This is a genomic window from Azospirillum sp., from assembly GCF_035627195.1.
GTDB lineage: Bacteria > Pseudomonadota > Alphaproteobacteria > Azospirillales > Azospirillaceae > Azospirillum.
In genome coordinates, this window is record NZ_DASPMG010000431.1 from 1 (window position 1) to 25,267 (window position 25,267).

The 25,267-nt window shown below is 72.9% G+C and carries 16 protein-coding genes and 2 pseudogenes; 12 read left to right on the top strand and 6 right to left on the bottom strand.

What is annotated here, in order from left to right:
• The 8 genes and pseudogenes from VED21_RS36725 to VED21_RS36760 all read left to right on the top strand — a co-directional run.
• Positions 1-2,497, top strand: a pseudogene (locus tag VED21_RS36725) (hypothetical protein); the annotation flags it as partial.
• 10 nt (positions 2,498-2,507) lie between these two features.
• Positions 2,508-4,445 carry a TolC family protein gene (locus tag VED21_RS36730; RefSeq protein ID WP_324891105.1) on the top strand — a complete coding sequence of 646 codons (1,938 nt, stop codon included), beginning with the start codon at positions 2,508-2,510 and terminating at the stop codon, positions 4,443-4,445.
• A gap of 16 nt (positions 4,446-4,461) precedes the next feature.
• A complete protein-coding gene (locus tag VED21_RS36735) occupies positions 4,462-5,253 on the top strand; it encodes an efflux RND transporter periplasmic adaptor subunit (RefSeq protein WP_324891107.1) in 792 nt (263 codons plus the stop codon).
• A complete protein-coding gene (locus VED21_RS36740) occupies positions 5,250-6,674 on the top strand; it encodes an efflux RND transporter periplasmic adaptor subunit (protein ID WP_324891109.1) in 1,425 nt (474 codons plus the stop codon). The genes VED21_RS36735 and VED21_RS36740 overlap by 4 nt, the downstream gene beginning before the upstream one ends.
• Before the next feature lie 4 nt (positions 6,675-6,678).
• Entirely contained in the window at positions 6,679-8,811 is a 2,133-nt protein-coding gene (locus VED21_RS36745) for an HlyD family efflux transporter periplasmic adaptor subunit (RefSeq protein ID WP_324891111.1), read from the top strand.
• Between the two features lie 125 nt (positions 8,812-8,936).
• Positions 8,937-9,671, top strand: a complete 735-nt coding sequence (locus VED21_RS36750) for an ABC transporter ATP-binding protein (RefSeq protein WP_324891113.1) — start codon at positions 8,937-8,939, stop codon at positions 9,669-9,671.
• The gene (locus VED21_RS36755; RefSeq protein ID WP_324891115.1) at positions 9,668-10,885 is read left to right on the top strand and encodes an ABC transporter permease; all 1,218 of its coding nucleotides are present in this window, start codon (positions 9,668-9,670) and stop codon (positions 10,883-10,885) included. The genes VED21_RS36750 and VED21_RS36755 overlap by 4 nt, the downstream gene beginning before the upstream one ends.
• 151 nt (positions 10,886-11,036) lie before the next feature.
• The gene (locus tag VED21_RS36760) at positions 11,037-11,858 is read left to right on the top strand and encodes a hypothetical protein (RefSeq protein WP_324891116.1); all 822 of its coding nucleotides are present in this window, start codon (positions 11,037-11,039) and stop codon (positions 11,856-11,858) included.
• A gap of 58 nt (positions 11,859-11,916) precedes the next feature.
• On the opposite strand, the gene VED21_RS36765 is transcribed toward VED21_RS36760, so the two are convergent.
• Complete coding sequence (locus tag VED21_RS36765; protein ID WP_324891118.1) at positions 11,917-12,360, bottom strand: hypothetical protein; 444 nt, start codon at positions 12,358-12,360, stop codon at positions 11,917-11,919.
• 186 nt (positions 12,361-12,546) lie between these two features.
• Complete coding sequence (locus VED21_RS36770) at positions 12,547-13,839, bottom strand: efflux RND transporter periplasmic adaptor subunit (RefSeq protein ID WP_324891120.1); 1,293 nt, start codon at positions 13,837-13,839, stop codon at positions 12,547-12,549.
• Between the two features lie 92 nt (positions 13,840-13,931).
• On the opposite strand from VED21_RS36770, the gene VED21_RS36775 reads away from it, so the two are divergent.
• From VED21_RS36775 to VED21_RS36785, 3 genes are all read left to right on the top strand, one after another.
• The gene (locus tag VED21_RS36775) at positions 13,932-14,168 is read left to right on the top strand and encodes a hypothetical protein (protein ID WP_324891122.1); all 237 of its coding nucleotides are present in this window, start codon (positions 13,932-13,934) and stop codon (positions 14,166-14,168) included.
• A 111-nt stretch (positions 14,169-14,279) separates the two neighbouring features.
• Positions 14,280-14,762, top strand: a complete 483-nt coding sequence (gene parS, locus VED21_RS36780; protein ID WP_324891124.1) for a type II toxin-antitoxin system Xre/ParS family antitoxin — start codon at positions 14,280-14,282, stop codon at positions 14,760-14,762.
• Positions 14,759-15,265, top strand: coding sequence for an RES family NAD+ phosphorylase (locus VED21_RS36785; RefSeq protein ID WP_324891126.1), 507 nt, complete (start codon positions 14,759-14,761; stop codon positions 15,263-15,265). Before parS ends, VED21_RS36785 begins: the two co-directional genes overlap by 4 nt.
• On the opposite strand, the gene VED21_RS36790 is transcribed toward VED21_RS36785, so the two are convergent.
• The 4 genes from VED21_RS36790 to VED21_RS36805 all read right to left on the bottom strand — a co-directional run bounded on the left by VED21_RS36790 (position 15,247) and on the right by VED21_RS36805 (position 24,041).
• Positions 15,247-15,750: a hypothetical protein gene (locus VED21_RS36790; RefSeq protein ID WP_324891128.1), complete on the bottom strand. Its 504-nt coding sequence runs from the start codon at positions 15,748-15,750 to the stop codon at positions 15,247-15,249. The two genes, VED21_RS36785 and VED21_RS36790, sit on opposite strands and share 19 nt — an antisense overlap.
• Complete coding sequence (locus VED21_RS36795) at positions 15,747-16,661, bottom strand: alpha/beta fold hydrolase (RefSeq protein WP_324891130.1); 915 nt, start codon at positions 16,659-16,661, stop codon at positions 15,747-15,749. The genes VED21_RS36790 and VED21_RS36795 overlap by 4 nt, the downstream gene beginning before the upstream one ends.
• Before the next feature lie 7 nt (positions 16,662-16,668).
• Positions 16,669-17,301 (bottom strand): helix-turn-helix domain-containing protein, encoded by a 633-nt coding sequence (locus VED21_RS36800; protein ID WP_324891131.1) that lies wholly within the window; start codon positions 17,299-17,301, stop codon positions 16,669-16,671.
• Between the two features lie 125 nt (positions 17,302-17,426).
• On the bottom strand, positions 17,427-24,041 hold the full coding sequence (locus VED21_RS36805; protein WP_324891133.1) for an autotransporter outer membrane beta-barrel domain-containing protein: 6,615 nt from the start codon (positions 24,039-24,041) through the stop codon (positions 17,427-17,429).
• Between the two features lie 408 nt (positions 24,042-24,449).
• Between VED21_RS36805 and VED21_RS36810 the strand changes: the two are divergent.
• Positions 24,450-25,127: pseudogene (locus VED21_RS36810) on the top strand (helix-turn-helix domain-containing protein); the annotation flags it as partial.
• Between the last annotated feature and the right edge of the window lie 140 nt (positions 25,128-25,267).

A 25,267-nucleotide genomic window follows, 5' to 3' on the forward strand; every position in this document is an offset into this window, starting at 1 on the left:
CGGCGCCGACCCGGACACGCTGGGCTCGCTGGGCCTGAGCGGCGACGGCGACCCGGCGCACGAGAGCGCCATGCGCACCGTGGCCCTGAGCGTGCGCCCGGTCAACGACGCCCCGACGGCATCCGGCGCCACCGCCGCCACGCTGTACGAGGAGACGACCTTCGCCTTCACCGGCAGCCACGCGCTGTCCATCGCCGACGTGAAGGACGACGCCGGCGGGACCACCACCGTGCAGGTGGTGCTGACGGCCGGCAAGGGCACGCTGGCCCTCGACGGCACGGCGGGGGTGAGCGTCAGCGGCGCCAACAGCGGGGCGGTGACGCTGTCCGGCTCGATCGCCGACATCAACGCCGCGCTGGGCGGGCTGGTCTACACCGGCGGCCTCGACCAGACGGGGGCGGACTCGCTGGTGCTGTCGGTCGACGACCGCGCCAACGGCGGCAGCACCCCCGGTTCGCTGACGGCGGCGCACACGGTGGGCATCGTCATCGACCCGGTGGACGACGCGCCGTCGATCACCGCCGTCAGCACCGTGACCGGACTGTACGAGGACACCGCCTTCACGCTGAACGGCACGAACGCGATCCGGGTGTCGGACGTGGACGCCGGTACCGGCACGCTGGCGGTGACGCTGGCGGTCGGGCAGGGCACGCTGAGCGTGGGCACGCTGAGCGGCGCCACGATCACGCTGACCGGCACGCAGGGCGACCTCAACACGGCGCTGGCCGGCCTCGTGTACCAGGGTGGAGCGAACACCAACGGCACCGACCAACTGGTCATCGTCACCAGCGATCAGGGCAACACCGGCGACGACCCCGACGCGCCGGGGGTGCCCGGCACCGGCGACGGCGACCAGACCCGCGAGAGCGTGTCGCGCACCATCGCGCTGGTCGTGGCGCCGGTGAACGACGCGCCGTCGGTCACCGTCGACACCACGACGCTCCAGATCGCGCAGGGCCAGACCCTGACGCTGGGCACCGCCAGCAACAGCGTGATCCGCCTGTCCGACGTGGACGTGGCGGAGACGCCGGGCGGCACCGTGGCCGTCACCCTCAGCGCCGACGTCGGAACGCTGAGCGTGCCGACGGGCGCCAACGTGACGGTCACCACCGTGTCCGCGTCGCAGGTCGTGGTCACCGGCGCGATGGCCGACGTGCAGGTGGCGCTGGACGGCGTCGGCTACACGCGGACGGGCACCGGCACCGCGCGCATCACGGTCACCGTCGACGACCTGGGCAACACCGGCCCGCAGGGGCCGCTGACGGCCACGCAGACCATCACCGTGTCCATCCCGGCGCCGCCGGCGCCGGAGCCGGAAACGCCGACGCCGCCCACCCCGCCGCCCACCCCGCCGACGCCCCACACGCCGCCGGTGGTGCCCCCGACCACACCTCCCACGACGCCTCCCACCACGCCGGAGACGCCGACCACACCGCCCACCACGCCCACGTCTCCGCCGACGACGCCACCCGTCACGCCGCCGGTCGTCACGCCGACCATCCCGCCGGTGACGACGCCGACGACGCTGCCGACGACGCCCACCACCCCGGTCACGCCGACCACCCCCACCACCCCGGGGACCGGCACGGGAACGGCCACCGGCACCACGACGGGCACGACCACCGGCGCGCCGCCGGTCACGATCACGCTGCCCGGCGACCCGCCGCGGCTGACCGTGTTCGGGCCGACGGCGCCGGGCACGACGCCCGGCACGACGTCGACCGCCATGCCCCCCCTGACGCTGTCGGACACGCAGACGGGAACGGGCGGGCCGGGCTTCATCGGCAACCAGACGACGCCCAACAGCCTGTCCTCGTCCAACCAGGGCAACACCTTCGGCACGGACAACGGCGGGGAATCGCCCGTGCGCCTGTCCATCGCGCTGCAGGACCGGGTGGTGGGCGAGCAGTCGAGCCAGAGCTTCACCATCCCGGAGAATGCCTTCCAGCACGACAACCCGTCGGCGCAGATCCGCGTCGAGGCGACGCAGTCCGACGGCGCGCCGCTGCCGGACTTCGTCCGCTTCGACCCGGATTCGCGCAGCTTCACGGTCGACGCCGTGGCGGCCAAGCGGTCCAACATGGACTCGCTCACCGTCCGCGTGCTCGCCCGCGATTCCGACGGCAACACGGCCAGCACCAGCTTCGCCATCAACTTCGCCGCGCAGACCGACGCCTCCAAGGCGAAGGCCGCACCGGCGCAGCCGGTGGACGGCGACCAGCCGACACCGCCGCAATCCCAGCCGGTGCAACCCCAGCCGGCGAACGACGCCGCCCCCGGCGACGCTCCGCCGTCCGATGGCGCGGCACCGCCCGACGGGTCGCCGGCCGGCGAGCCCGCCAACGAGAACGGGCCGCCGGGCGAGCGCCGGGCCGACGCCGGGCCGGTCGGCAAGCCGGATCTGGCCGACCAGGTGCGCCTGGCCGGGCGCTTCGGCCTGCTGCACGAGCGCGGCGGCTTCCTGGCCGACATCCGCGCGGTCTTCGACCGCCTGTGAGCAACGCCCCGTGACCGACACCGTGACCACCACCCGCACCCAAGTGAAGCCCTGCGTGAGAGTTCCCGTGCACCGTCCCAAGCGTTTCCAGCGTTTCCTGCTCGCCACCGCCTGCCTCGGCCTGCTCGGCGCCTGCTCGGTCAAGCCCGAGCCGGTGACACCGGCCCAGATGCTGGACGTCGTGATGAAGGACCGCGCCACCATCGCCTCGATCCAGCAGCAGGATCCGCTGAACGGGCCGGTCACCGTGGAGACGGCCATGGCGCGCGCCCTGCTCTACAACCTCGACCACCGCGTCCGGCTGATGGAGGAGGCGCTGGCGCGCGGGCAGGCCGATCTGGCGCGCTATGACATGCTGCCGCTGCTGGCCGCCTCGGCCGGCTATGTGGAGCGGACCAACGAGGGCGCCTCGCGCAGCATCTCCGTCCTGACCCGCCAGCAGTCGCTGGAGCCGTCCTACTCGCAGGACCGCGGGCGCGAGGTCGCCGACCTGCGCTTTTCCTGGAACATCCTGGACTTCGGCGTCAGCTACTACCAGGCCAAGCAGGAGGCGAACCGCTCCCTCATCGCCAGGGGTGCGCGCAAGCGCCTGATGCTGAACCTGCTCCAGCAGACCCGCGCGGCCTACTGGCGCGCCGTCGCCGCCCAGATGATCAAGGCCGACGTGAAGCGCGTGCTGGGCGAGGCGCGCGAGACGCTGGCCAGCCTGAACAGCGTCTCCAGCGAGCGCCTCCAGCCGCCCCTGGAGACGCTGCAGATCAAGCGCACGCTCCTCGACATCACCGGGCAGCTGGAGGTGCTGGAGCGCAGCCTGGACCTGTCCGCCATCGAGCTGGCGCGCCTGATGAACCTGCCGCCGGCCCAGCCGGTCCAGCTGGCCATCCCGGACACCTTCCCGTCCCTGCCGGAGATCGCCAAGGACGCCGACGCGCTGGAACTGACCGCCCTGGTCAACTCCGTGGACGTGACCGAGCAGGTCTACAGCGCGCGCAACGAACGGCTGGAATCCCGCAAGGCGCTGATGCGCCTGCTGCCGGGCATCGAGTTCGGCGCCATCGGCCAGTACGACAGCAACAGCTTCCTCGTCGACAACGCCTGGGCCGAGCTGTCCGCCCGCGTGACGTGGAACATCATGCGCGTGCTCTCCACGCCGGCGGTGCTGGACCAGTCGGAGCGGCGCCAGGAGGCGGCCGAGGTGCGCCGGCTGGCGCTGGGCATGGCCACCATCACGCAGGTGCAGGTGGCGCTGCGCCGCTACCTGGACCGGCGCAACCAGCTGGACCGCGCGCACGAGATCGACACCATCGAGAAGGAGATCCTGCGCCTGTCCAAGAGTGCCGAGGCCAGCGAGGGCGGGTCGCCGCTGGACCGCGTGCGGACCACCGCCTCGGCGTTGCGCGCGCAGCTTCAGAACCTGCAGGCCTACGCCGACGCGCAGGACGCGCTGGGCACCATCTTCGTAAGTTTGTCACTCGACCCCGTGCCGGAAAACTTCGAGACCATGAACACCGCCGATCTCGCGGCGGTGCTGCGCGACCGCTTCGCCACGTGGGAGCGCGGCGACCTTCCGGACGTCCCGATGCCCGCCAAGTCCAGCCCCGAACAAACGCCCCCGGCCGTCGCGCCGGCCCCTGCGCCGGCCCCCGCGCCGGAGGAGCGTCCGGCCCCGCCGCCCGCCGTCCCGATGGCCGCTCCGGCCGCGCCGAGCTATGTCCAGCTCGCCACGGTGCGCAGCGAGGAGGGGGCGGTGGCCGAGGTGGCGCGGTTCCGCCGGGCACTGCCGGCCGGGCTGCTGGACGGGCTGAACCTCGCCACCCGCAGCGCGCGGGCGGCCGACGGCGGCACGGCGTGGCGCGTGGTCGTTGAGGGCTTTGCCGATCCCGCCCGCGCGCGGGACTTCTGCACCCAGGCCAAGCCCATCAGCGCCGGCTGCCGGGTGCATTCGTGAACCGCGGGTGACCCCCATGCCCAGCCACCGCCGCGCGCTGACGGCGCTTTCCCTCGCCCTGGCCCTGCTGGCCGGCGGGCCGGCCCTGGCCGCCGCACCGGCCCCGGCCGCCGCACCGGAAGGCACGGATACGGCGGAGGTACGCGCCCAGCTGCGCGCCCGCCAGCACACCACCCTGTCCGCCGGCCTGTCGGCCGTCGTCTCCGGCTTCCCGGTGGCCGAGGGCGACACGGTGGCGGCGGGCGCGGTGCTGGCGTCGCTGGAGTGCTCGGTTCAGCAGGCATCATCCGCGCTGGCGCGCGCCCGGCTGACCCAGGCGCAGGCCAAGCTGCGGGTGGCCGAGCGCATGACCAAGCTGAACGCCGCTAGCGTGCTGGAGTTCGACCTGTCGCGCGCCGAGGTGGACGCCGCCCGGGCCGAAGTCGCGGCCATCGACGCCACGCTGCGCAAGTGCGAGATCCGCGCCCCCTTCGCCGGGACGGTCGTTGCCAAGCCGGCGCAGGCGCACCAGCACGTGGCGGAGGGCACGGCCCTGCTGGAGCTGGTGGACACCGGCTCGCTGGAAGTGGAGATGGTGGTCCCGTCGGTGTGGCTGCGCTGGCTGCGCGAGGGATCGCCGTTCTCCCTCACGCTCGACGAGAACGGCCGGTCGCTGGCGGCGAAGGTCGACCGCATCGTCGGCCGCGTCGATCCGGTCAGCCAGACCATCCGCCTGCTGGGCCGCCTGGACGCCCCGCCGCCCGGCCTGCTGCCGGGCATGAGCGGCTTCGTGCGCTTTTCCCCGTCTGGCTCGCAGGGTCCGCCATGACCGCCGCCGCTTCCGCTGCTGCTTCCACTGCCGCCGCATCCACGGCTGCACCTGCGCCCGCGTCCGACCCGCGCGACCGGCAGATCACCGGCATGGCGTCGCTCCTGCTGCTCATGAAGCGGGCGCGGGAGGCGGCCGACGTCGAGGACCTGGGCTTCGTGCTGGTCAACGACACGGCGGTGATCGCGCCGGTGCAGAGCGCCGTCTTCTGCCGGCCGCGCCACGGCCGCCTGCGCGTCGCCGCCGTGTCCGGCGTGCCGGCGCCCAGCCGGGAGGCGCCGTTCACGCTGTGGTGCGAGCGGCTGTGCCGCGACCTGATGGCCCGCTTCCCCAAGGAGCCGGCGGTGCTGACCGCCGACGACGCGCCGCCGGCGATCGGCGCGGAATGGGGCGACATGCTGGCGGCGCACGCCCTGTGGCTGCCGCTGGCGGCGGGCGGCCCGGGGCAGGGGGGCCCGGTGCTGGGCGGCCTGCTGCTCGCCCGTGCCGAGGCGTGGCGGGAGGAGGAGGTCCGCCTGCTGCGCCACTGGTCGGACGCCGCCGGCCACGCGCTGGACCGGCTGGTCAGCCGCCGCCGCTTCATGCCGAAGCCGGCGGGGGCCGCCCGCATCCGCCGGGCGCTGGGCGTGGCGGCGCTGGCCGCGGCGGTGGCGGTGCAATGGCTGCCCGTGCGCCTGTCGGCCCTCGCCCCGGCCGAGGTGGTGGCGCACGACCCCGAGGTGGTGCGGGCACCCCAGGACGGCGTGATCGACGCCGTGCTGGTGCAGCCGAACGCCGCCGTGGCCGCCGGGCAGACTCTGTTCCGCCTCGACGACACCGAGCTGCGGACCCGCCTGGGCGTGGTGCAGCAAGGGCTGGAGATCGCGCTGGCGGAATACCGGCAGGCGCAGCAGGGCGCCGTCACCAACCAGGATTCCAAGACGCTGCTGCCCATCCTGCGCAACCGCATCGAGCAGCGCCGCGCCGAGGTGGCGCATGTGGAGACGCTGCTGCAGCGCATCGCCGTCCCGGCCGAGAAGGCCGGCATCGTCATGATCGCCGACGCCTCCACGCTGCGCGGCCGGCCGGTGCGCCTGGGCGAGCGCATCATGACGGTCGCCGAGCCCGACGACGTGGAACTGGAGATCTGGCTGCCGGTCGGCGACAGCATCGTGCTGCCGCCGGACGCCCCGGTGGACCTGTTCCTCAACATCGACCCGGAACGCGCCATCCACGGCCGCGTGCGGCTGGCGAACTATCAGGCGACGACCTCGCCCGACGGCATGCTGGCCTTCCGGCTGGTGGCCCGTTTCGACGGCGGGCAGCCGCTGCCGCGCCTGGGCCTGCGCGGCACGGCCAAGGTGCACGGTGACACGGTGCCGCTGTACCATTACCTGTTCCGCCGCCCCGTCGCCGCCCTGCGGCAGTGGATCGGGGTGTGAGCCGATGGGACTGGCCTTCACCGCGGCCGGCGGCGCCCCCCGGCACGAACCGGTGCGCCTGCGCCAGGACCTGACGCTGCGGCAGGTCGGGCAGGACGGCGACGGCGCTGCGCTGTGGGTGCTGCACGACCCCGCCGCCAACCGCTACTTCCGCCTGAGTTGGACCGACGTGGCCATGCTGCACGCGGTCGAGCGCGGCGACCCCGCCGCGGTGGCGGCGGAGTTGGCGCGCGAGGCCGGCGTGCGCGTCACCCCCGACGCGGTCGAGGAGTTCACCCGCTTCCTGCGCCGCAACGCCCTCATCGCCGCGGATGGGGAGGGCGGGCGCAAGCGCCTGCGCGACATGGCGGCGCGGGCGCGCGTGGGCGGGGTGCGCTGGCTGCTGCGCAGCTACCTGTCGCTGCGCATCCCGCTGGTGCGGCCCGATCGCTTCCTGGCGCGCACCGCGTGGCTGGTGGCGTGGTGCTTCCACCCGGCGACGCGCTGGATCGTGGCGGCGGTCGGGCTGGCCGGGCTGCTGCTGACGGCGCGGCAGGCCGACGTCTATTTCCGCAGCTTCCTGCACTTCTTCAACCTGGAAGGGGCGCTGCTGTTCGGCGGTGCGCTGGCCGGCGTCAAGGTGCTGCACGAGCTGGGCCACGCCTACACCGCCCACCGGCTGGGCTGCCGGGTGGCGACCATGGGCGTGGGGCTGATGCTGCTGTGGCCGGTGCTGTACACCGACGCCTCCGACGCGTGGCGGCTGCCGTCGCGCCGGCAGCGGCTGGCCATCGCCGCGGCCGGCATCAAGGTGGAGCTGGCGATCGCGGCGCTGGCGCTGTTCCTGTGGAACCTGCTGCCGGAGGGGCCGGCGCGCAGCGTCTGCTTCGTGCTGTCGAGCAGCACGTGGCTGCTGACGCTGACCATCAACCTGAACCCGCTCATGCGCTTCGACGGCTATTTCATCCTGTCGGACGCGCTGGGCATCGAGAACCTGCACGAACGCGCCATCGCCGCCGCCCGCTGGCGGATGCGGGAGTTCCTGTACGGCCTGGGCGATCCGCCGCCGCCGGGCGGCGCCGGGCGGCCGCTGGCGGGTTTCGGCGTGGCGGTGTGGCTGTACCGCTTCCTGCTGTTCTTCGGCTACGCGGCGATCGTTTACCACCTCGTGTTCAAGGCGCTGGGGCTGCTTCTGGTCGCCGTCCTGGCGTACGGTTCGATGATCAAGCCCCTGGTCCAGGAGGTCCGCACCATGGCGGCACGCCGCGCCGGCCTTCGTTTCAACCAGACCATGGCGCGCAGCGCCGTGCTGCTGGCGCTGCTGGGGGCCGCGCTCTTCGCGCCGTGGCGGACGACGGTGACGCTGCCGGCGGTCTACAGGGCCGAGCGCCACACGGTGGTCTACGCCCCGGCCGGCGGGCGCGTCGCCGAGCTGGCCGTTGCCCCCGGCGGCCGCGTCGCGGCGGGGGAGCCCATCCTCACCGTCGAGACGCCGGACGTCGATTTCCGCATCGACCAGACCCGCCGCGAGATCGAGATCCTGGAATGGCAGCTGTCGGTGCGCGGCCTGCGCGACGCCTTCCTGGGCGAGCAGAACGTGCTGAGCGCCGAGCTGCGCTCCCAGGCGGAGCAGCTGCGCACCCTGCTGCGCCAGCGCGAGCGCAACCGTGTGCTGGCGCCCTTCGACGGGACGGTCATCGATGTGCAGCCGGGCATCCGCGCCGGCAGCTGGATCGCCCGGAACGAGGCGGTGCTGTCCGTGGTGGCGCCCGAATCCGCTGGGGTCGTCGCCTATGTGACGGAGGCGGACCTCGGCCGCCTGGGCGCCGGGATGCGCGGCCGGTTCTTCCCGCGCAACGCCGACTTCCCGCCCTTCGACGTGGAGATCGCGCGCATCGACGGCTTCGCCCTGCGCGAGCTGGACACGCCCTACGCCGCCTCCACCTTCGGCGGCGACGTCGCCGTGACGGCGACGAAGGACAACGCCCTGGTGCCGGTCGAGGCCAGCTTCCAGGTGCACCTGCGCGGCCAGGGCGCAGCCCACCTGCCCGAGCACGTCGTCCTCGGCCGCATCACCGTGCACGGGCAGCCGGAGGCGCTGGCCGCCCGCCTGTTCCGCCGCGCGGTCGGCGTGTTCCAGCGCGAGGCGGGCTTCTGATAACCAGCGGCGCCTGAAGGCGCAGGGCCGCATCACTCCCCGTACCGACGTCCCGGCGCGGTAGATCGGGCCGTGCGATCCACCACGCAGGCGTGTATGATCGCGGCCGCACACGGGGATGCGCGATGCTGCGGTTACGGGACGTATCGAAACGGTACGAGGGCAGGCACGGGGCCGTTCCGGTCCTGGCCGGCGTCACCTTCACGCTGGCGCGGGGCGAGGTGTGCGCGCTGACCGGCGCGTCGGGATCGGGCAAGACGACGCTGATGAACCTGGCCGGCCTCCTCGACCGGCCGGACACGGGCGAGATCCGCATCGCGGGGACGCCGGTCACCGGATTGCCGGACGTCGCGCTGGCGCGGATGCGCAACGAGCGGATCGGCTTCGTCTTCCAGTCCTTCCACCTGCTGCACCGTCTGAGCGCGCTCGACAACGTGGCGCTGCCGCTGCTGTACCGCGGCATGCCGGCGGCGCGGCGCCGTGCGCTGGCGGTTGCGGCGCTGGACCGGGTCGGCCTCGGCGGCCGGGCGGCGCACCGGCCGGACGAGCTGTCGGGCGGCCAGCGCCAGCGGGTGGCCATCGCCCGCGCGCTGGTCGGCGATCCGCCGCTTCTGCTGGCCGACGAGCCGACCGGCAACCTGGACAGCCGGTCGGCCAACGGGATCATGGACCTGTTCTTCGCGCTCAACCACGACCTCGGCGTCACCATGCTGATCGTCACCCACGATCCGACGATCGCCGCCCGCTGCCCGCGCCGGATCGTCATGCAGGATGGCCGCCTCGTCGACGACAACCGCGGCGCCTTGCGTTCGGTGGAAGGGCGTCCGGTGGAGGAGCGTTCGGTGGAAGGGACGGCGTGACGGGGCCGGTGTCGCGGACGGGCGTCTGGCGGGAACTGGCCGCCGACGCCGCGGGCAACCTGCAAGCACTGCGGGGCCGGACGGTGCTGGCGCTGCTGGGGATCGCCATCGGCACGGCGGCGGTCGTCGCCATGCTGCACATCGGGCACGGCGCGCGCGGCGAGGCGTTGCGCCAGTTCGCGGCGATGGGCGTCGACCTGATCGCCGTCACGCCGGAATCCGACGCCCGCGGCGCCGCCGTCATTCCGCCGGACGCGGCCAAGGCGCTGCCGCGGGCGTTGCCCGGCGTCCTGCGGGCCGCCGCCGTCGTCCAACTGGGCGGCACCATCAAGGCCGGCCGCCAGGAGATCAGCGCCAGCGTCGTCGCCGGCCCGCCGGAGCTTGGCGCGCTGCTGGCGCTGCGGCTGGCGAAGGGCCGCTTCGTGTCGGACCTCGACGGGCACGCCCCGTTCGCCGTGATCGGCGGCGAGACCGCCCGGTCGCTGGCGGTCGCGACCGGCCGCGCGGTCGAGCCCGGCGACGCGGTGACCGTGAACGACCAGGTGGTGACCGTGGCGGGGGTCCTGCTGCCGGTCGCCCCGAGCACCCTGCTGGGCATCGACCCGGACCGGAGCGTGATCGTTCCATTCGCCGCGGCCCGGCGCTTCGCCGGCCATCCGGCCATCACCACCGTCGCCGTGCAGCGGGCGCCGGACGCGGACGACGGCGGGGACGACGGCGCGGCCGGGCAGGCCCTTCACGCGTATTTCCGCGCGCGGGTGCCCGAACCGGGGGTCCGCGTGCAGACCGCTCGCCAGATGATCGACGCGGTGGAGGCGCAGATGCGCATCTACGGCCTGCTGCTGCTGGCCATCGGGGCGGTATCGCTGGTCGTGGGCGGCGTCGGCGTGATGAATGTCATGCTGATGAGCGTGCTGGAGCGGCGGCCGGAAATCGGCTTGCGGATGGCCATCGGCGCCAGCCGCGGCGACATCCGCGCCATGTTCCTGCTGGAGGCGCTGATCCTCTCCGCCGCCGGCTGCGCGGCCGGCTGCGGCGTGGGGTACGCGGCCGGCTGGCTGTTCGCCGCCGCGTCCGGCTGGCCGTTCGAGGCCGCCCCCATGGCGCTGCCGCTGGCCATGGCGATGGCGCTGGTGGTGGGCGTCTTCTTCGGCAGCTATCCGGCCGGCCGCGCTGCGCGGCTGGATCCGATATCCGCGCTGCGCAGCCAGTAGGCCGCGACCCGGCGGCCCCGCGTGCCACCCTCGATGGTTTAAAAACCCCTCGGCCTGCCAAACCTGTGTGTTGTGCCGCGGCCCACGAGGTGGTACATCTTTTTCGAGAATTTCTCCTGATACGGAGGATGCGATGGGCGCCGTCGGTTCCGTGGCACACGATACAGGCTCCTCCCTGACCAGGATATTCGCGCCGGCCAAGCCGCCGGCTGGGGCCAAGGCCGGCACGGTCGGGGAGGCGGCGGACGCCAAGCCGCCGGTGGTCGTGTCGCTGTCCGCTTCGGCGCCGGCCGCACCGGCGCCGGCGGGCGCCCCCGCGGCGAAGAGCTTCGCCGAGGTGACGACCGACGCGCGCGCGGCGCTCGACGCCAATCTGGCCCGGATGAAGGAATCCGGCCGCACGCTGGGCATGGGCGCCAATCAGGGATCACAGGCCGACATCGACGCGGCGTTCCAGGGGATGGACCGCCGGTCGCTGCACGCCATCGCCAGCAACAGCGGCGGCCTGTTCAGCAAGGACGAACAGGCCTTCGCCCAGACGGTCATGTCGCAGCAGCTGGTCGAAGCGACGGGAATGGACGATCCCGCCGGCTTCCAGCGCGACCCGGCCCGCGGCTTCCTGGCCGGCGTCCGCTTCCTCGACACGGTGAGCGCCGAGGAGAAGGCGTCGGACAACTGGCGGCTGAATCGCGCGGTCGCGCAAACGAACTATGAATCGTCGATGACGCGCGACCACCCCGGGGAAAAGGCGGAGAACGTCGACAGCGGCGACCCCGTCGTCAACTTCCTGGCGCAGACGATCCGCAGCAAGGAAGGGACCTGGACCTCCGTGCACGACGGGTCCTACGTCGACGACCTCAGCCGGATCACGCTCTTCAAGGATGGGACGGACGCCTCCGGGTTGCAGAAGGCACGCCAGGGCGCCGGCACAGCCACGCGGGACGCCGCGGCCCGGATCGACATCACGCTCTGAACAGCCCCGATCACGGCAAGACGGCGGATGCGCTGACGCGCATCCGCCGCTTTTGTTTTCAGTTCAGGGTAAAGGTGATCGTGTAATCGTGCGTGATCGAGTTGAAGGACGTCAGCGTGGCCGTGCAGCTCACGTAGGTGCTGCCGGACGAGGTGGCCGCCTTCGTGTAGCCGCCGCTGGTGGTGTAGGACGTGTCGAACTTGCAGCCGCGGCTGCCATTCTCGAAGTAGAAGTGAATGGACGCGATGTTGCTGTAGGTGCTGTTGACCGTGAAGATCGACGTCCCGCCGTTGATCGGCGCCACGCCCGGCGGATTCGGCGACACCGTGCCGAGGATCTGCCCGCTCGGCGAACGGAAAGTCATCGGGTAGGCGGTGTTGTTCTTGACGGTGACCGTCGTCAGCATGCCGGCCTGGGCCGACGCGGCACCGGCGAGGGTCATGGCCGCGGCGGCGGCGGCAAGGGCGAAGCGCGGCGCGAGAGTCCTGAGAGCGAGGTTCATGACGTTTCCTTGTTTGGTGTTTTTCTCTCCGCAGGAGAGTGCATAAAGCGTAATGCAATAAAATTGAACGCTCAACGCGATAATACACTTCAAGGATGTATCGAATTTTCTTTGATTGCTAAGCGCGCCCGTTATCGGCGGTTGTGCGGACCTGTATCCTGTACAGCCGCGACAATGCACCGCACCTTACGGCAGCACGACGATCTCGCCGACCGCGAGGCCGGACAGGACCTCCACGCCGTCGTTTCGCGTGGCGCCCAGGACGACGTCCCGGCTGCGGGTTTCCCCCGACCGGGGGTCGCGTACGACCACGTGCGGCGCCAGCGCCGCGTCGCGGACGGCGTCGATGGGCACGACGATGGCCTGGGGATTGGACGCGACGTCGATGGACAGGCGCGCGGACATGCCGATGCGCACGCCGCGGCGCAGCGCGCCGTCGCCGGAGAACACCGCGCGCACCTCGAAGGCGGGGGCCCGGCTGCCCTGCTGGCTGTCCGCCTCGGCGCTGATGCCGACGACGCGGCCGGCGATCGGCGCCCCCGGGAACGCGTCGCTTTCGATCCACGCCGGCTGGCCGAGGTGGACGCGGTTGATGTCCACCTCGTCGACCTTCCCGGCGACCACCAGGGCCGCGGCGTCGGCGATCGCGTACAGGGGCTGGCCGCGGGTCACCCGCGCGCCCGGCTCGACGGCGGGGGGGAGGGGGACGCCCGGCCCGCCGGCCGGCGGGCGCGTCAGCACGCCCGCCGCCGCCGCCCGCAGCTCCGTGTCGGCGATCTGCGTCAGCAGGTCGTCCAGGCGCGCCTTGGCATTCTGGTGGTCCAGTTCGGCCAGCCGCCGGTTGTCGTCGCTGCCGCGCTCCAGCGTCGCGGCAAGGTCCTGCCGGGCGTTGGCCACCATCAGCTCCTGCGCGGCGCGCTGCTGCACCAGCCCGTCGTATTCGTTCCGCGCGACGACGCCGCGGCTGAGCAGGGCCTTCGTCTCCGCCAGCTGCTGGGTGACCGTGGCAAGGCCGGCCTCGGCCGCCTGCAGCGCCCGCCGGGCGCGCAACACGTCGGGGCTGTCCTCCCAGCGGGCCAGCGCCCGGACGGCCATCTCCGCCTTTAACAGGCCCGCCCGGGCGTCGCGCAGGCGGCTCTGCATCTCGCCCGGGTCCATGACCACCAGCACGTCGCCGGCTTCCACCCGATCGCCGGGCTGCGCGCGGCGCTCGCGCACCGTGCCGTCGAAGGGCGCCAGCACCGGCACGGCCTTGCCGGCGGCGACCGTGCCCAGCACGGTGACGCGCGACGTGGAGGGTGCCGCCACCACCTCCACCGTCCGTGCCCCCGGTCGTGGCCCCGGCGGCGCCCCGGCGGCATCGGCGCCGGACGGGGCTGGCAGCCAGAACCGGGCGGCGACGACGAGTGCTGCGAGAACCAGCACGGCGGCCATGCCGGCCACGGCGCGGCCCGGCCGGCCGGCGGAAGGGGCAGCCACGGGCGACGCGGCCTCGTTCGGGACGGCCGGCGGATCGGGTTCCGGATCTGGTCCGTCAGCGAGATGCGCCATGTCGCGGGCGAGGTCCCAGGTTGAAGGCCGCACCGGACCCCGTCGCCCGCCCCGGGACGAGGACGGGCGCAACGATCGGCGCGCGGCAGGCGGTTCGCCCGATGAAAGCCTTTGCGCCGGACCTGCTGCGGACGTTCGGGAAGACGATGCGCATGCGGGAAACGATGGAGATAGTCTCCCGTAAAATCAACCGGCAATTGGGTGATTGGCCAACCCTGGCGCCTTTGGCGCGCTCGGCGCTCGCGGAATTCTCCTGAATGGGGCGGCCGCCGGGCCGTGACCGAGGAGTTGAGCCGCTTCGCACCGGATCTTGAATGGGCATGCGTCACCTGTCATATCTTGTGGCGACACGTGTCGGTGAGGGGCGAATGGCGACGGCACACGGAAGGGCGATGGAGGCCGGCGGCACGGACGTCCAGAGGGTGGCCGATCTTCTGGGCGGGACGCGCGTCCTGCGCCAGCCGGTCCGCACCGCGCTCGACGCGCACGAGATGCTTGTGAAGGGATTGCCCGGCGGGGCGCTGGAGCACCTCGTCGGCCACCTCGTCGTCCTGAAGCGTTCCACGTCGTTCGAGAAGGCGGTGGGCATGAGCCTGCGCACCTTCCAGCGCCGCAGGGACGATCCCGCCCGGCCGCTCAGCCAGGAGCAGAGCGGCCGGACTTGGAAGTTCGCGGAAATCCTGGCCAAGGCCACGGTGGTGTTCGGATCGCAGGAGGCGGCGGAGCAGTGGCTCGACCGCCCGGCGGTCGGCCTCGACCAACGCCGTCCGATCGATCTGCTGTCCACGCCCGCCGGCGTCGAACTGGTCGAGGAGTTGCTGACGCGCCTTGAGCACGGGGTCTACGTGTGACGCCGCTGCCAGCGGCGCTGGGTGGCCGCGACCTGGTCGCCTGGCGGCTCGACCGGGAGCGCTTCGCGGCAACCTGGGACAGCGGCGAAGGCGCCTTCCTGGCCGGGGGCCGTTGGAACGGCAAAGGCACGCGCGCCGTATACTGCTCGATCGACCCGTCCACGGCCATCCTCGAGGTGGCGGTCCACACCGGCTTCGCCGTGCTGGACACGGTGCCGCACGTGCTGACGGCGCTGACCGTAACCGACCCGTCGGCGGTGCACGTGGTCGATCCGGCGTCGGTGCCGAACCCCAACTGGCTGCGGCCCGGCATACCCGGCGCCGGACAGCAGGCCTTCGGTGACGACCTGCTCAGGAGGCACAAGTTCGTCCTGATTCCGAGCGCGGTGTCGACCCACAGCTGGAACCTGCTGTTTGTCGCGTCCGCCGCCGCCGGAAGCTACGCCCTGCGCTCGCAGGAGCCTTTCGCCCTCGACACCCGCCTTCACCCTGCACGCCCCTGACGGCGCCGCCGAAGCAGGCGGCGCAGCGCCCGGACGTACAGGGACCAACGCGCCGCGGTGGGCCGGCCTCCGAAGGCGCGCTCGGCCTTGTCCAACGCATCCTCCAACAGCGCGTCATGCAGGGGACGGAAAACCAGGGGCCAGCTGAATCGCGCCGGTCCGGCCGCCACCATCTCGAGGGTGTGCACCAGACGGACGCCGCCGCTGTCGGTGCTCTCGACCGAAAGCCTGTGGGTGCCGAGGAATCCCTTCGGTGCGCTGAACCGGAACAGAATGGAACGCCCGGGTTCGTACTGCTGGATGGTGTAGCGGACCGGGCCGTGGCCGCCCTTCGCCCCAACCGCCAGCGGCCCGTCGAAGCGAATCGCCGGCCATCGTTCCCAGGGCCACAGGCGGTCCCCATCGGAAGCCAGCCCGTCGATCAGCGTCCCTGCGGCGTCCAAGGACGTCGGCAGTGTTCGGGAATGCACGTTCCGCACGTTCATGGTGTCCCCCTGTCGTCTCGCTCCCCCAGGAATGCCGCGCAGTGGCGCGCGGAAAGCGCCGGCGCCTCCACGATGGGAACATGCCCGATGCCGTCCAGAATGACTTTCCTGCTCAGGGCTATCCTGCTTCGCAGCAACTCGGCGTCGTCCGGGTGGACGACGCGATCGGCGGATCCCCACAGGATCAGCGTTTTCTGGGTTATGTGCGGCAGGATGTCCGCCAGATCCATGTCCCGTGTGGCATCCAGGATGATCTTTCGCTCGATGTCGCGGCGCCGGATCTTCTCATCGGCCAGAACGCTCAGGAACATGCCCGGAATGTACGGCGGCTTGTTCATTCCCCATTTGATGAGGGCTTTGTAGTCCTCCAGGGACCGGATGCCCATCATGGGGTGGACGCCGGTGCGATCGAATTCGCGGCGCAGTTCGCTGGGCGTGCTTTCCGCGCCGCCGGCGCCGATCAGGATCAAGCTGCGCACCCGATCCGGCTGCGCGTGCGCCATGCGCAGGGCGATGGCCGCCCCCATGGAATGCCCCACGAGATGCAGCGTATCGATCTCCAGCGCATCCAGGAATTCGCGCATATACCGCGCTTGCTGGCCGATCGTGTAGCTGAGATCCGGGCTCCGGACGCTCTCCCCGTGCCCCGGCAGGTCGGGAACGATCACGCGGCCCTTGGATGGCAGGTGCTTCAGGAACCGGCACCAGCCGTTCTTGTCGGCACCGGCGCCGTGCAGCAGCATGATGCATTCGTGTCCCGGCACGCCGGGCTTCTCGAAATACGCGACGTCTCCGAAGCTGAGATGCGCCTGCCTGGGCGACAGGCCGGCGCCCCGGTACTCCGCGCGCAGCGCCGCCCGCAGGAGTGACGTCTTGAAATTGGACCAGTGCTGATGGAGTGAAGAGAGCATGTCCCACCTATTCCGGCTGCGGCCGCTGCAAGGCGCCATGGAGGAAGGCGTGCAGCATCCCGGCGTAAAGATCGGCCAGGGCCGTCTCCGGCTCGCGCAGCCATCGCAACATCGCCCCCAGCCGCAAGTAGATGATGCCTTCCGCCAGTGACCGCGCGTCCAGGTCCGTGCTGATCACTCCGTTCTCCTGTCCCCGGCGGATCAGTTGCAAGGCCAGAACGGCGAAGTCGTCGTTCTCGAATGGATCCGGGTTTTCGTGAGCATTGCCCAGGCGGTGGAAGACATAGGGGCCCACGTAGCTCCGGTTCCGCTCGGCATAGCCGGCCTCCATGCGGAGCACGCACCGGAAGGCCTCGACGATGTCGGGCGCCTTCGACACGGCTTCCTGAACCGCGGGCCGTCCTTGGATCTGGTCTTGCTGGAAGCGATAGGCGACCAGGGCCTCCTTGGTCGGGAAATGCTTGTACAAGGTCCCGCGTGCGACGTCGGCGGCATTGGCGATCGCCTCCATCGTGACCTGCTCATAGCCGAATTGCTCGAACAGCTCCCACGCACGCTCCGCCACGTGCCGGGCTGTCTGAGCCAGCTTGCGTTCGCGCCGCCCGGCAGGGGCGGCGTTGGCATTGGGGGGCGAACTCATCGGGGCGCGACAAATGCGAACAATGCCCGTTATTGTACATTGTTCAGTGATTTGCGCAAGAGCCTCCCGCCGCCTTTGGGGCGACGGGAGGCCGTGAGCGCCGGCCGGGTGGGGCAGGGGGCCGGTCAGAACCGGTGGGCGAGGCGCACGGCGGCGGTCTGGCCGACGTAGCCCTCGGCGAAGCGGACGCCGTACTCGCCCTTCACCTCGAACCCGCTGCCGCTCAGGATCTCCACGCCCAGGTTCACCTTGCCCTGCAGCTTGGGCGTCGGCAGCGAGGAGGTCCAGGACGACGCGCCCGGCGCCGACCCCTCGAAGCGCTGCTTCACCTCCCAGGCGCCGTCGGAATGGGCCACCACGCCCACCGCCCCGTAGGGGCGGATGCGCAGGTCGTCGTACGCGAAGCGCCCGCCGAACTCCAGCATCGGCGAGCCCGACAGCAGGACGCGCGAGGCCGCCTCCGACCGCACGTTCAGGGTGCCCGCACCCCGCTCGGTGTAGCCCGGCACCCGCGTGTAGGACACGTCCAGGTCGGCGTAGGGGCGCACGTACCAGCCCTCGCCGCCCACCACGTAGGCGGCGCGCAGCCGCCCGCCCGCCTGCTGCGTCATGCCGGAGGAGGTCGCCTCCGCCACGCCGTTGCCGGTGCTGAGCGTGCGGCGGCCGTCGAACCAGTTCAGGCCCGCATAGCCGGCGGCCGACAGCGTCCAGGCGCCCAGTTCGCGCTTCACGACGCCGCCGATCCGGAACCCCTGCGAGGTGCTGGAGACGGTGTCGCCGGTGCTGCGCACGCGGTCGGCGGTGTAGGCGGCCGACAGGCCGACCACCCAGCCCGGCGCCACCGGCTTCTGCGCGCCGACCTGCACCACCACCGCGCGGACGTCGTAGCCCTCCTCCACGTCGGACGTGGTCCGCTGGGTGGCGATGTGGCCCACGGTGCGCTGCCACACGCATTCGCTTTCACCGGCCGTGGCGCCGTTCTGCGCGAAGGTCGGGCAGCTGTGCAGGTTGTCGGCGAAGCTGTGCGCCTGCGCCGCCGAACCGGCGGCGGACGCGTGCGCGCCGGTGCTGCCCATCTGGTTCAGCACGGCGCCCAGCGCCTGGCCGCTGGTGGCGGTGGCGACGCTGTTGTACAGGCTGACCGAGGCAGCGTCGGTGGCGCCGCTGTTCCACAGGCTTTGCAGGTGGCCGGCGATCTGCTGCTGGTTGGCGTTCAGCGCCGCGCCGGTGGGCGTGAAGTCGGCGTTCAGCCCGACGGCCAGCGACGTGGACGTGGTCGACAGCGTGTAGGAATAGGCAGCCAAGTTCGACAGCGCCTGCAGCCCCGCGGCCGGGGTCAGCCCGCCGGTCGCCTGCAGCACGGTCAGCGATCCCGCGCCGGGCACCGGGTTGGCCAGCACCGGGGCGATGCCGCCGCCGACGTAGGCCGTGCCCGACACGCTCAGCAGGTCGCTGCGGCGGTTGGCGTAGTCGACGTCGGGGGCGTAGAGGCCGGCCGCGGTCTGGGTCAGGCTGCCGGTCAGCGTGGTGGTGGTGATGGCGCCGGCCCCGCCGGGGCTGAGCGTCCCGGCGTTGGTGAAGGCGCCGCTGTTGAGGTTGATGGTCGAGCCGGAGAACAGCTGGCCGCTGTTGGACAGGCTGTTGGTGCCGGTGGTGGCCGAAATGCTGCCCCAAATGGTGCCGGTGTTGGTCAGCCGCAGCGACGGCGCCGGCACGGCGTTGGGGTTCAGGCGGTAGATGCTGTCGGGCGTGGCGGTGATGGCGGTGCCCGACGCCGCCTGGATGGTGCCGGCGTTGGTGATGGTGTTGTTGACGCCGCCGACGATGTGGACGCCGGACGCCGCACCGGTGCCGCCGGTGACCGTGGCGCCCTGGTTGACGGTGACCGTGATGCCGCTCGACCCCATGCCGCCGGAGCTGAGCGCCAGCACGCCGGACGAGCTGGCACCCGTCGCCTGCACGGTGCCGCCGACGGTGACCGACACCGTGCCGCCGCGCCCGCGGCCCCCGGCCGAGCCGTCGACCGGCGCGCCCTCCACCAGGAAGCTGGTCGACAACCCGCCGCCGCCGAAGCTTTCGGCGTGGATGGCCGGGGCGTTGATGCCGCTGGTGGCGGTCATGGAGTTGGCGCCGGTGGTCACGGTCACGGTCACGGCACCGCCGTCGCCGTTGTTGGCCGGCTGGCCCTGGCGCGTGTCGGCCGACAGCACCTGCAGGTTCCAGTCGAACAGCGGCACCGTGTAGCCGGCCGAGGCCACGCCGGCGATGCCGCCGCCGCCGCCGATCGACTGCGCGAACAGGGCGGACGCGCCGGTGCCGGTGGTCCACACCGTGCCATTGTTGGCGGCCGTCGCCGCGCCGCCGTTGCCACCGCCGGCGGCGTTGCCGGCCAGCACGGTGCCGAAGGGGTTGGAGGCGTTGTTGTTGCCGGCGTTGCCGCCCGACGCGGCCAGCGTCAGGCCGCCGCCGCCGCCGATGCTCTGCGCCAGCACGCCATGGGCGTTCTGGCCGCTGGTGACGATGCGGCCGCTGTTGGTCGCCGAGGCGAAGCCGCCCGTGCCGTTGGCGCCGCCGTTGCCGCCCGTCACGTTGGTGATCGCGGCGATGCCGATGGTGGCGCTGCCCGACCCGGCACCCCCGGCGCCGCCGCCACCGCCGATGCTCTGCGCGAACAGGCCGAAGGCGTGGTCGCCGGTGGTCTGGATGCCGGCGCCGTTGGTCAGCGTGACCTGCCCGCCGTTGCCGCTGGCCCCGCCGTTGCCGCCGACCGAATAGTTCAGCGAGCCGATGCCGCCCGACACGACGGAGGCGCCGCCGGCCCCGCCGCCGCCGCCCACGCTCTGGCCGAAGATGCCGTGCGCGCCGACGCCCGACGTGGCGATGGCGGCGGTGTTGCCGACGGTGACCGTGCCGCCGTTGCCCGACGCGCCGCCGGTGCCGCCGAAGGTGAGGTTGAGGTTGCCGTAGGTGCCGCCGGTGCCGGTGGCCGAGGTGACGAGGCCGCCGCTGCCGCCGTTGCTCTGCGCCAGGATGCCGTGCGCGTGGGCGCCCGTGGTGGTGATGGCGCCGCCGTTGGACACGGTGACCGCGCCGCCGGTGCCGCTGTTGCCGCCGTTGGCGCCGACGCTGATCCCCACGCTCTTGCTGCCGAAGTTGCCGTCGCCGGCTCCGGCGGTGCCGCCGCCGCCGCCGATGCTGTGGGCCAGGATACCGATGGCGTGGTCGCCCACGGTGCTCAGCGTGCCGGTGTTGGTGGCGTTCACGGTGCCGCCGTTGCCCGATGCGCCGCCGCTGCCGCCCAGCGTCACCGCGATGTTGATCTGGCTGGCGTTGGCGTCGTCGTCGCCGTGGCCGCCGGTGCCGCCGCCGCCGCCGACGCTCTGCGCCACCACGGCGTGGGCGTGCGTGCCCTGGGTCTGCACGGCGCCGCTGTTGGTGACGGTGACGGCGCCGCCGGCACCGCTGGCCCCGCCCGACCCGCCGATGCCGAGGTTGACGCCAGCCGACGCCGCCGAGGTGGAGGAGCCGCCCACGCCGCCCGTGCCGCCGCCGCCGCCGACGCTGTGCGCGAACACGCCGTAGCCCTGGTTGCCGGCGGTGCTGACGGCGCCGCTGTTGGTCAGGCTGACGGCCCCGCCGGTGCCGCTGGCGCCGCCCGACCCGCCGACGCTGACCCCCACCTGGATGTTGCCCAGCGGGTTCTGCGGCCGGTTGCCGGTGATCTTCGTGGTGAACTTGCTCAGGAAGTTCATGCCGCTGGCGTACGTGTTCTGGTACGAGCGGATGACGTTGCCGTAGGCGGCACCGCTGGCGCTGCCGCCGTTGCCGCCGCCGCCGCCCACGCTTTGTGCGAAGACGCCGTAGGCGCCGCCGCCGGTGGCCGTCACGGCCGCGGCATTGTTCGCCGTGACCTGCCCGCCGTTGCCGGCCGCCCCGCCGGAACCGCCGACGTTGACGGTGACCTGCCCGCCCTCGTTGCCCAGGCCGATGGCGTGGCCGTCGGCGCCGCCGGCCGTGCCGCCGCCTCCGCCGACGCTCTGGAACACCAGGGCGTGCGCGCCGTCGCCGGTGGTGGCGACGGTGCCCGACGTGGTGGCCTGCACCGTGCCGCCGTTGCCGCCGGCCCCGCCCTTGCCGCCGACGCCCACGTTGACGTTGACGGTCTGCTGGGCGACGCCGGCACTGCCGGTGGAGGCGAAGCCCCCCGACCCGCCGCCGCCGCCGACACTCTGCGCGTGCGCGCCGTAGGCGTGGTCGCCGGCCGTCGACAGGGCACCGCCGGAGGTCAGGTTGACCGCCCCGCCGTCGTTGCCGCCGCCGCCGGTGCCGCCAACCGCGACGCTGGTGTTGACCGCCAGGGTCGAGCCGATCGCCACCGAATAGGCCGAGGAATCGCCGCCGTTGCCGCCGCCGCCGCCGACACTCTGCGCCAGGATGGCCTTGGCGCCGTCGCCCTGCGTGGTGATGGCACCCCGGTTGGTGGCGTTGACCGCGCCGCCGACCCCGCCGACCCCGCCGGAGCCACCCACCGCGACGCTGAGCGAGACCGAGGGCACGTCGGGCCACACGGGGATCGTCGCGGCGATCGAGGTGGCGCTGCCGCCGTCGCCGCCGCCGCCGCCCACGCTCTGCGCCTTGATGCCGGCGGCGTCGGTGCCGGTGGTGCTCAGCGTGCCGAGGTTGGTCAGGTTGACGGTGCCGCCGGCGTTGCCCTGGCCGCCCGAGCCGCCCACCGCGATGGCCGCGGCGAAGGCCGGGGCGCCGGCCGCCGCGAAGGCCATGCCGCCGGTGCCGCCGCCGCCGCCGACGCTCTGCGCGTGCAGCGCCGTCGCGGCGTTGCCGGTGGTGGCGATGGCGCCGGCCGCGTTGTTGGTCAGGTCGACCTCGCCGCCCAGGCCGCCGGCCCCGCCGCTGCCGCCGATGCCCAGCGACAGGAACGACAGGCCGATGGCGTAGGCGTCGCCGCCGTTGCCGCCGCCGCCGCCCACGCTCTGGGCCAGGATGCCGGTTGCCGCACCGCCGCTGGTGGTCAGCGCGCCGCTGTTGGTCACCTGCACCTGCCCGGCGCCGCCGCCCGCACCGCCGCTGCCGCCCAGGCCGATGGCCACGCCGGGGCTGATCGACACGGCCGTGCCGCCGGTGCCGCCGCCGCCGCCCACACTCTGCGCGTGCAGGCCGAAGGCGCGCTCGCCCTGGGTGGTGACGCCGCCGGTGTTGGTGACGGCGACGCCGCCGCCCGACCCGGCGCTGCCGCCGCTGCCGCCGACGGAGAAGAAGCCGACCGCGCTGCCGGCGCTGCCGCCGCCGCCGCCGACGCTCTGGGCGAAGATGCCGGGGGCGTAGTTGCCGACGGTCTTTAGCGTGCCGGCGTTGGTGACGCCGACCGTGCCGCCGTTGCCGTTGCCGACGGACGCGGCGCTGCCGCCCAGCGACACCAGCGCCACCGCGGTGCCGCTCTTGCCGCCGCCGCCGCCCACGCTCTGCGCCTCGATGGCGACCGCCTGCTCGCCGCCGGTGGCGATGGCGCCGCTGTTGTTGACGGTGACCTGCCCGCCGGGGCTGGGCGAGCCGCCGCTGCCGCCGACCGACACCAGCCCGACGCTGACGCCGCTGGCACCGCCGCCGCCGCCCACGCTCTGCGCGAACAGGCCGTCGGCGCTGGCGCCGCCGGTGGTGATGGCGCCGCTGTTGGTCACCGTCACCGCGCCCCCGGCGCCGCCCGACCAGCCGTTGCCGGCGTTGCCGAACAGGCCGGAGGCGTAGCCCGCCGCCCCGCCGCCGCCGCCGTAGCTGCTGGCCAGGATGCCGTGCGACGCCGCACCCTGGGTGGTGATGGTGCCGGCCGTGTTGACGGTGACGGCGCCGCCGTTGCCGCCGGCCCCGCCGTTGCCGGAATCGGACGCGACCGAGGTGGTGGCCGAGCCGCCCTTGCCGCCCTGTCCGCCCTGGCTGGTCGCCTGGATGCCTTCCGACTGGGCGCCCGTGGTGGCGATGGCGCTGCCGGCCAGGGTGGTCACCGTGGCGTTGCCGCCGGTGCCGCCGGTGGCGCCGGCCGCACCCCGGGCGTAGGCGCCGGCGATGCCGACGGTGACGCCGCCGCCCTGGCCGCCCGCCCCGCCCTGGCTGAAGACGTAGATGCCCGACGATTGCGTGCCGGCCGTGGAGATCGACCCCACCAGATACCCAGACGCGGTGGCGCCGGCCCCGCCGGTGCCGACCGGGCCGCCGATGGCGCTGGCCGCGTTGCCGGCGACGCCGCCGCTGCCGCCGGCCCCGCCGGTGCTGAGCGCCGTCATGCCGTCCGACTGGGCGCCGCTGGTGGCGATGGTGCCGCTGTTGCTGACCGAGGCGGCGCCCCCGTTGCCGCCGGCCCCGCCGCCGCCGCCGCGGGTCGCCGCCTCGCCGGTGTCGAAGGCGCCGGGGCCGCCCATGCCGCCCAGCGCCTGCGACAGCAGGCCGTCGGCGTCGAAGGCGAGCGTGGTGATGCTGGCGTTGGCGGCGTTCACGGCGGTGGCGGTGCCGGCCGTGCCGCCGTTGCCGCCGTTGGCGGCCGCGGTGTTCCACTGGTCGCCGTACAGGCAGGTGCCGGCCGTGCACACACCCTGGCCCCAGGCCGGGCTGGCGGCCAGCAGGCCGATCAGCGGACCGGTCAGCAGGCCGGCGTAGGGATTGCGCCGCAAGGAACTGCGGCGGGCGGCGGACGGAGCGGCAAGGGCAGGGCGGGGCAGGGGCGTCGGCATGGATGGGCAGTCCTTCGGGCGTGGACCGGCCCGCCCGAAGGCGGCGCCGGCCGGATGCGCGGTGATGGCGAGAGGAAATCGAGGAAAGGGCGCTGCTTATGGGCGTATGTCGGTCGAGCTACGCCACGAATAATGGCGGATGGTCTATTACACCCGGCCCGGGCGGTGCCTGTGACCTAAAAATTTCGACAAATTTCGTCAGATTGCAGCGGGATATTGGAGAACGGTAACCAAGGGTGCGGAGAGTTCACGCAGGCAGCGTCCACACCGGTGATGTTCCCACAGAGCGTCGCGCGGCGCGGCGCCCCGGCCGCTTATACCAAGTCCTGCGGAGTACGACTCATGCGGCGATTCCCGCGGGGTAGAGCCGTGTGATTCACCGGAGAGACCACGACGACGAGGTCCACCATGGCTGCTCCGGTTCCGCTGCGCAGCGATTTCGATGCCGCCGTCCTGCGCCGGCTTGCCCGCTCCTCTGACGATCCCGGCCAAGTCCGCCGACTGCTCGCCCTGGCGGCGATCTACGACGGAGAACCACGTTCGGCCGCGGCGGCGATCGGCGGGGTCGGCTTGCAGACGGTGCGCGACTGGGTGCTGCGCTTCAACGACGCGGGACCGGCGGGCCTGCTGACCGGCAAGGCCCCGGGGCCGCAGCCGCGTTTGGCGGAGCAGCATCGGGCGGCGCTGCGCCAAGTCGTCGAGGCGGGGCCGCTCCCGGCGGTGCACTGGCGGATCATCGACCTGCTGTACTGGCTCTGGGACGAGTTCGGCGTCTCTGTCTCGAAGCAGACGCTGAGCCGGGAACTGCGCGCTTAGGGCTTTCGCAACCTCTCGGCCCGGCCGGCCCAGGGCAAGGGGGCAGCCCTGGGCCGGCCGCGCTGCACGAGCGCGGCGATGGCGCTGCACCTGGAGGAGATCGCGCGCGCCGTGGCGCCCGGCGCGCATGCCGTCGTGCTGCTCGATCAGGCCGGCTGGCACACCTCGGCCAAGCTGCCGACCCCCGCCAACATCACCCTGCTGCCGTTGTCGCCGACGTCACCCGAGCTGAACCCGGTGGAGAACATCTGGCACTTCATGCGCGACAACTGTACGCATCCGGTGAGTGACGCGGATGCGGATCGAAGCGGTCAGCGTCGCGTTCGGTGGATTTGGATCAGTTCCTTGAGGTTCTCGACGCCGTCCTCGGTCAGGGCGTAGAACCACTGCTCGCCTGGGCCGAACACGGT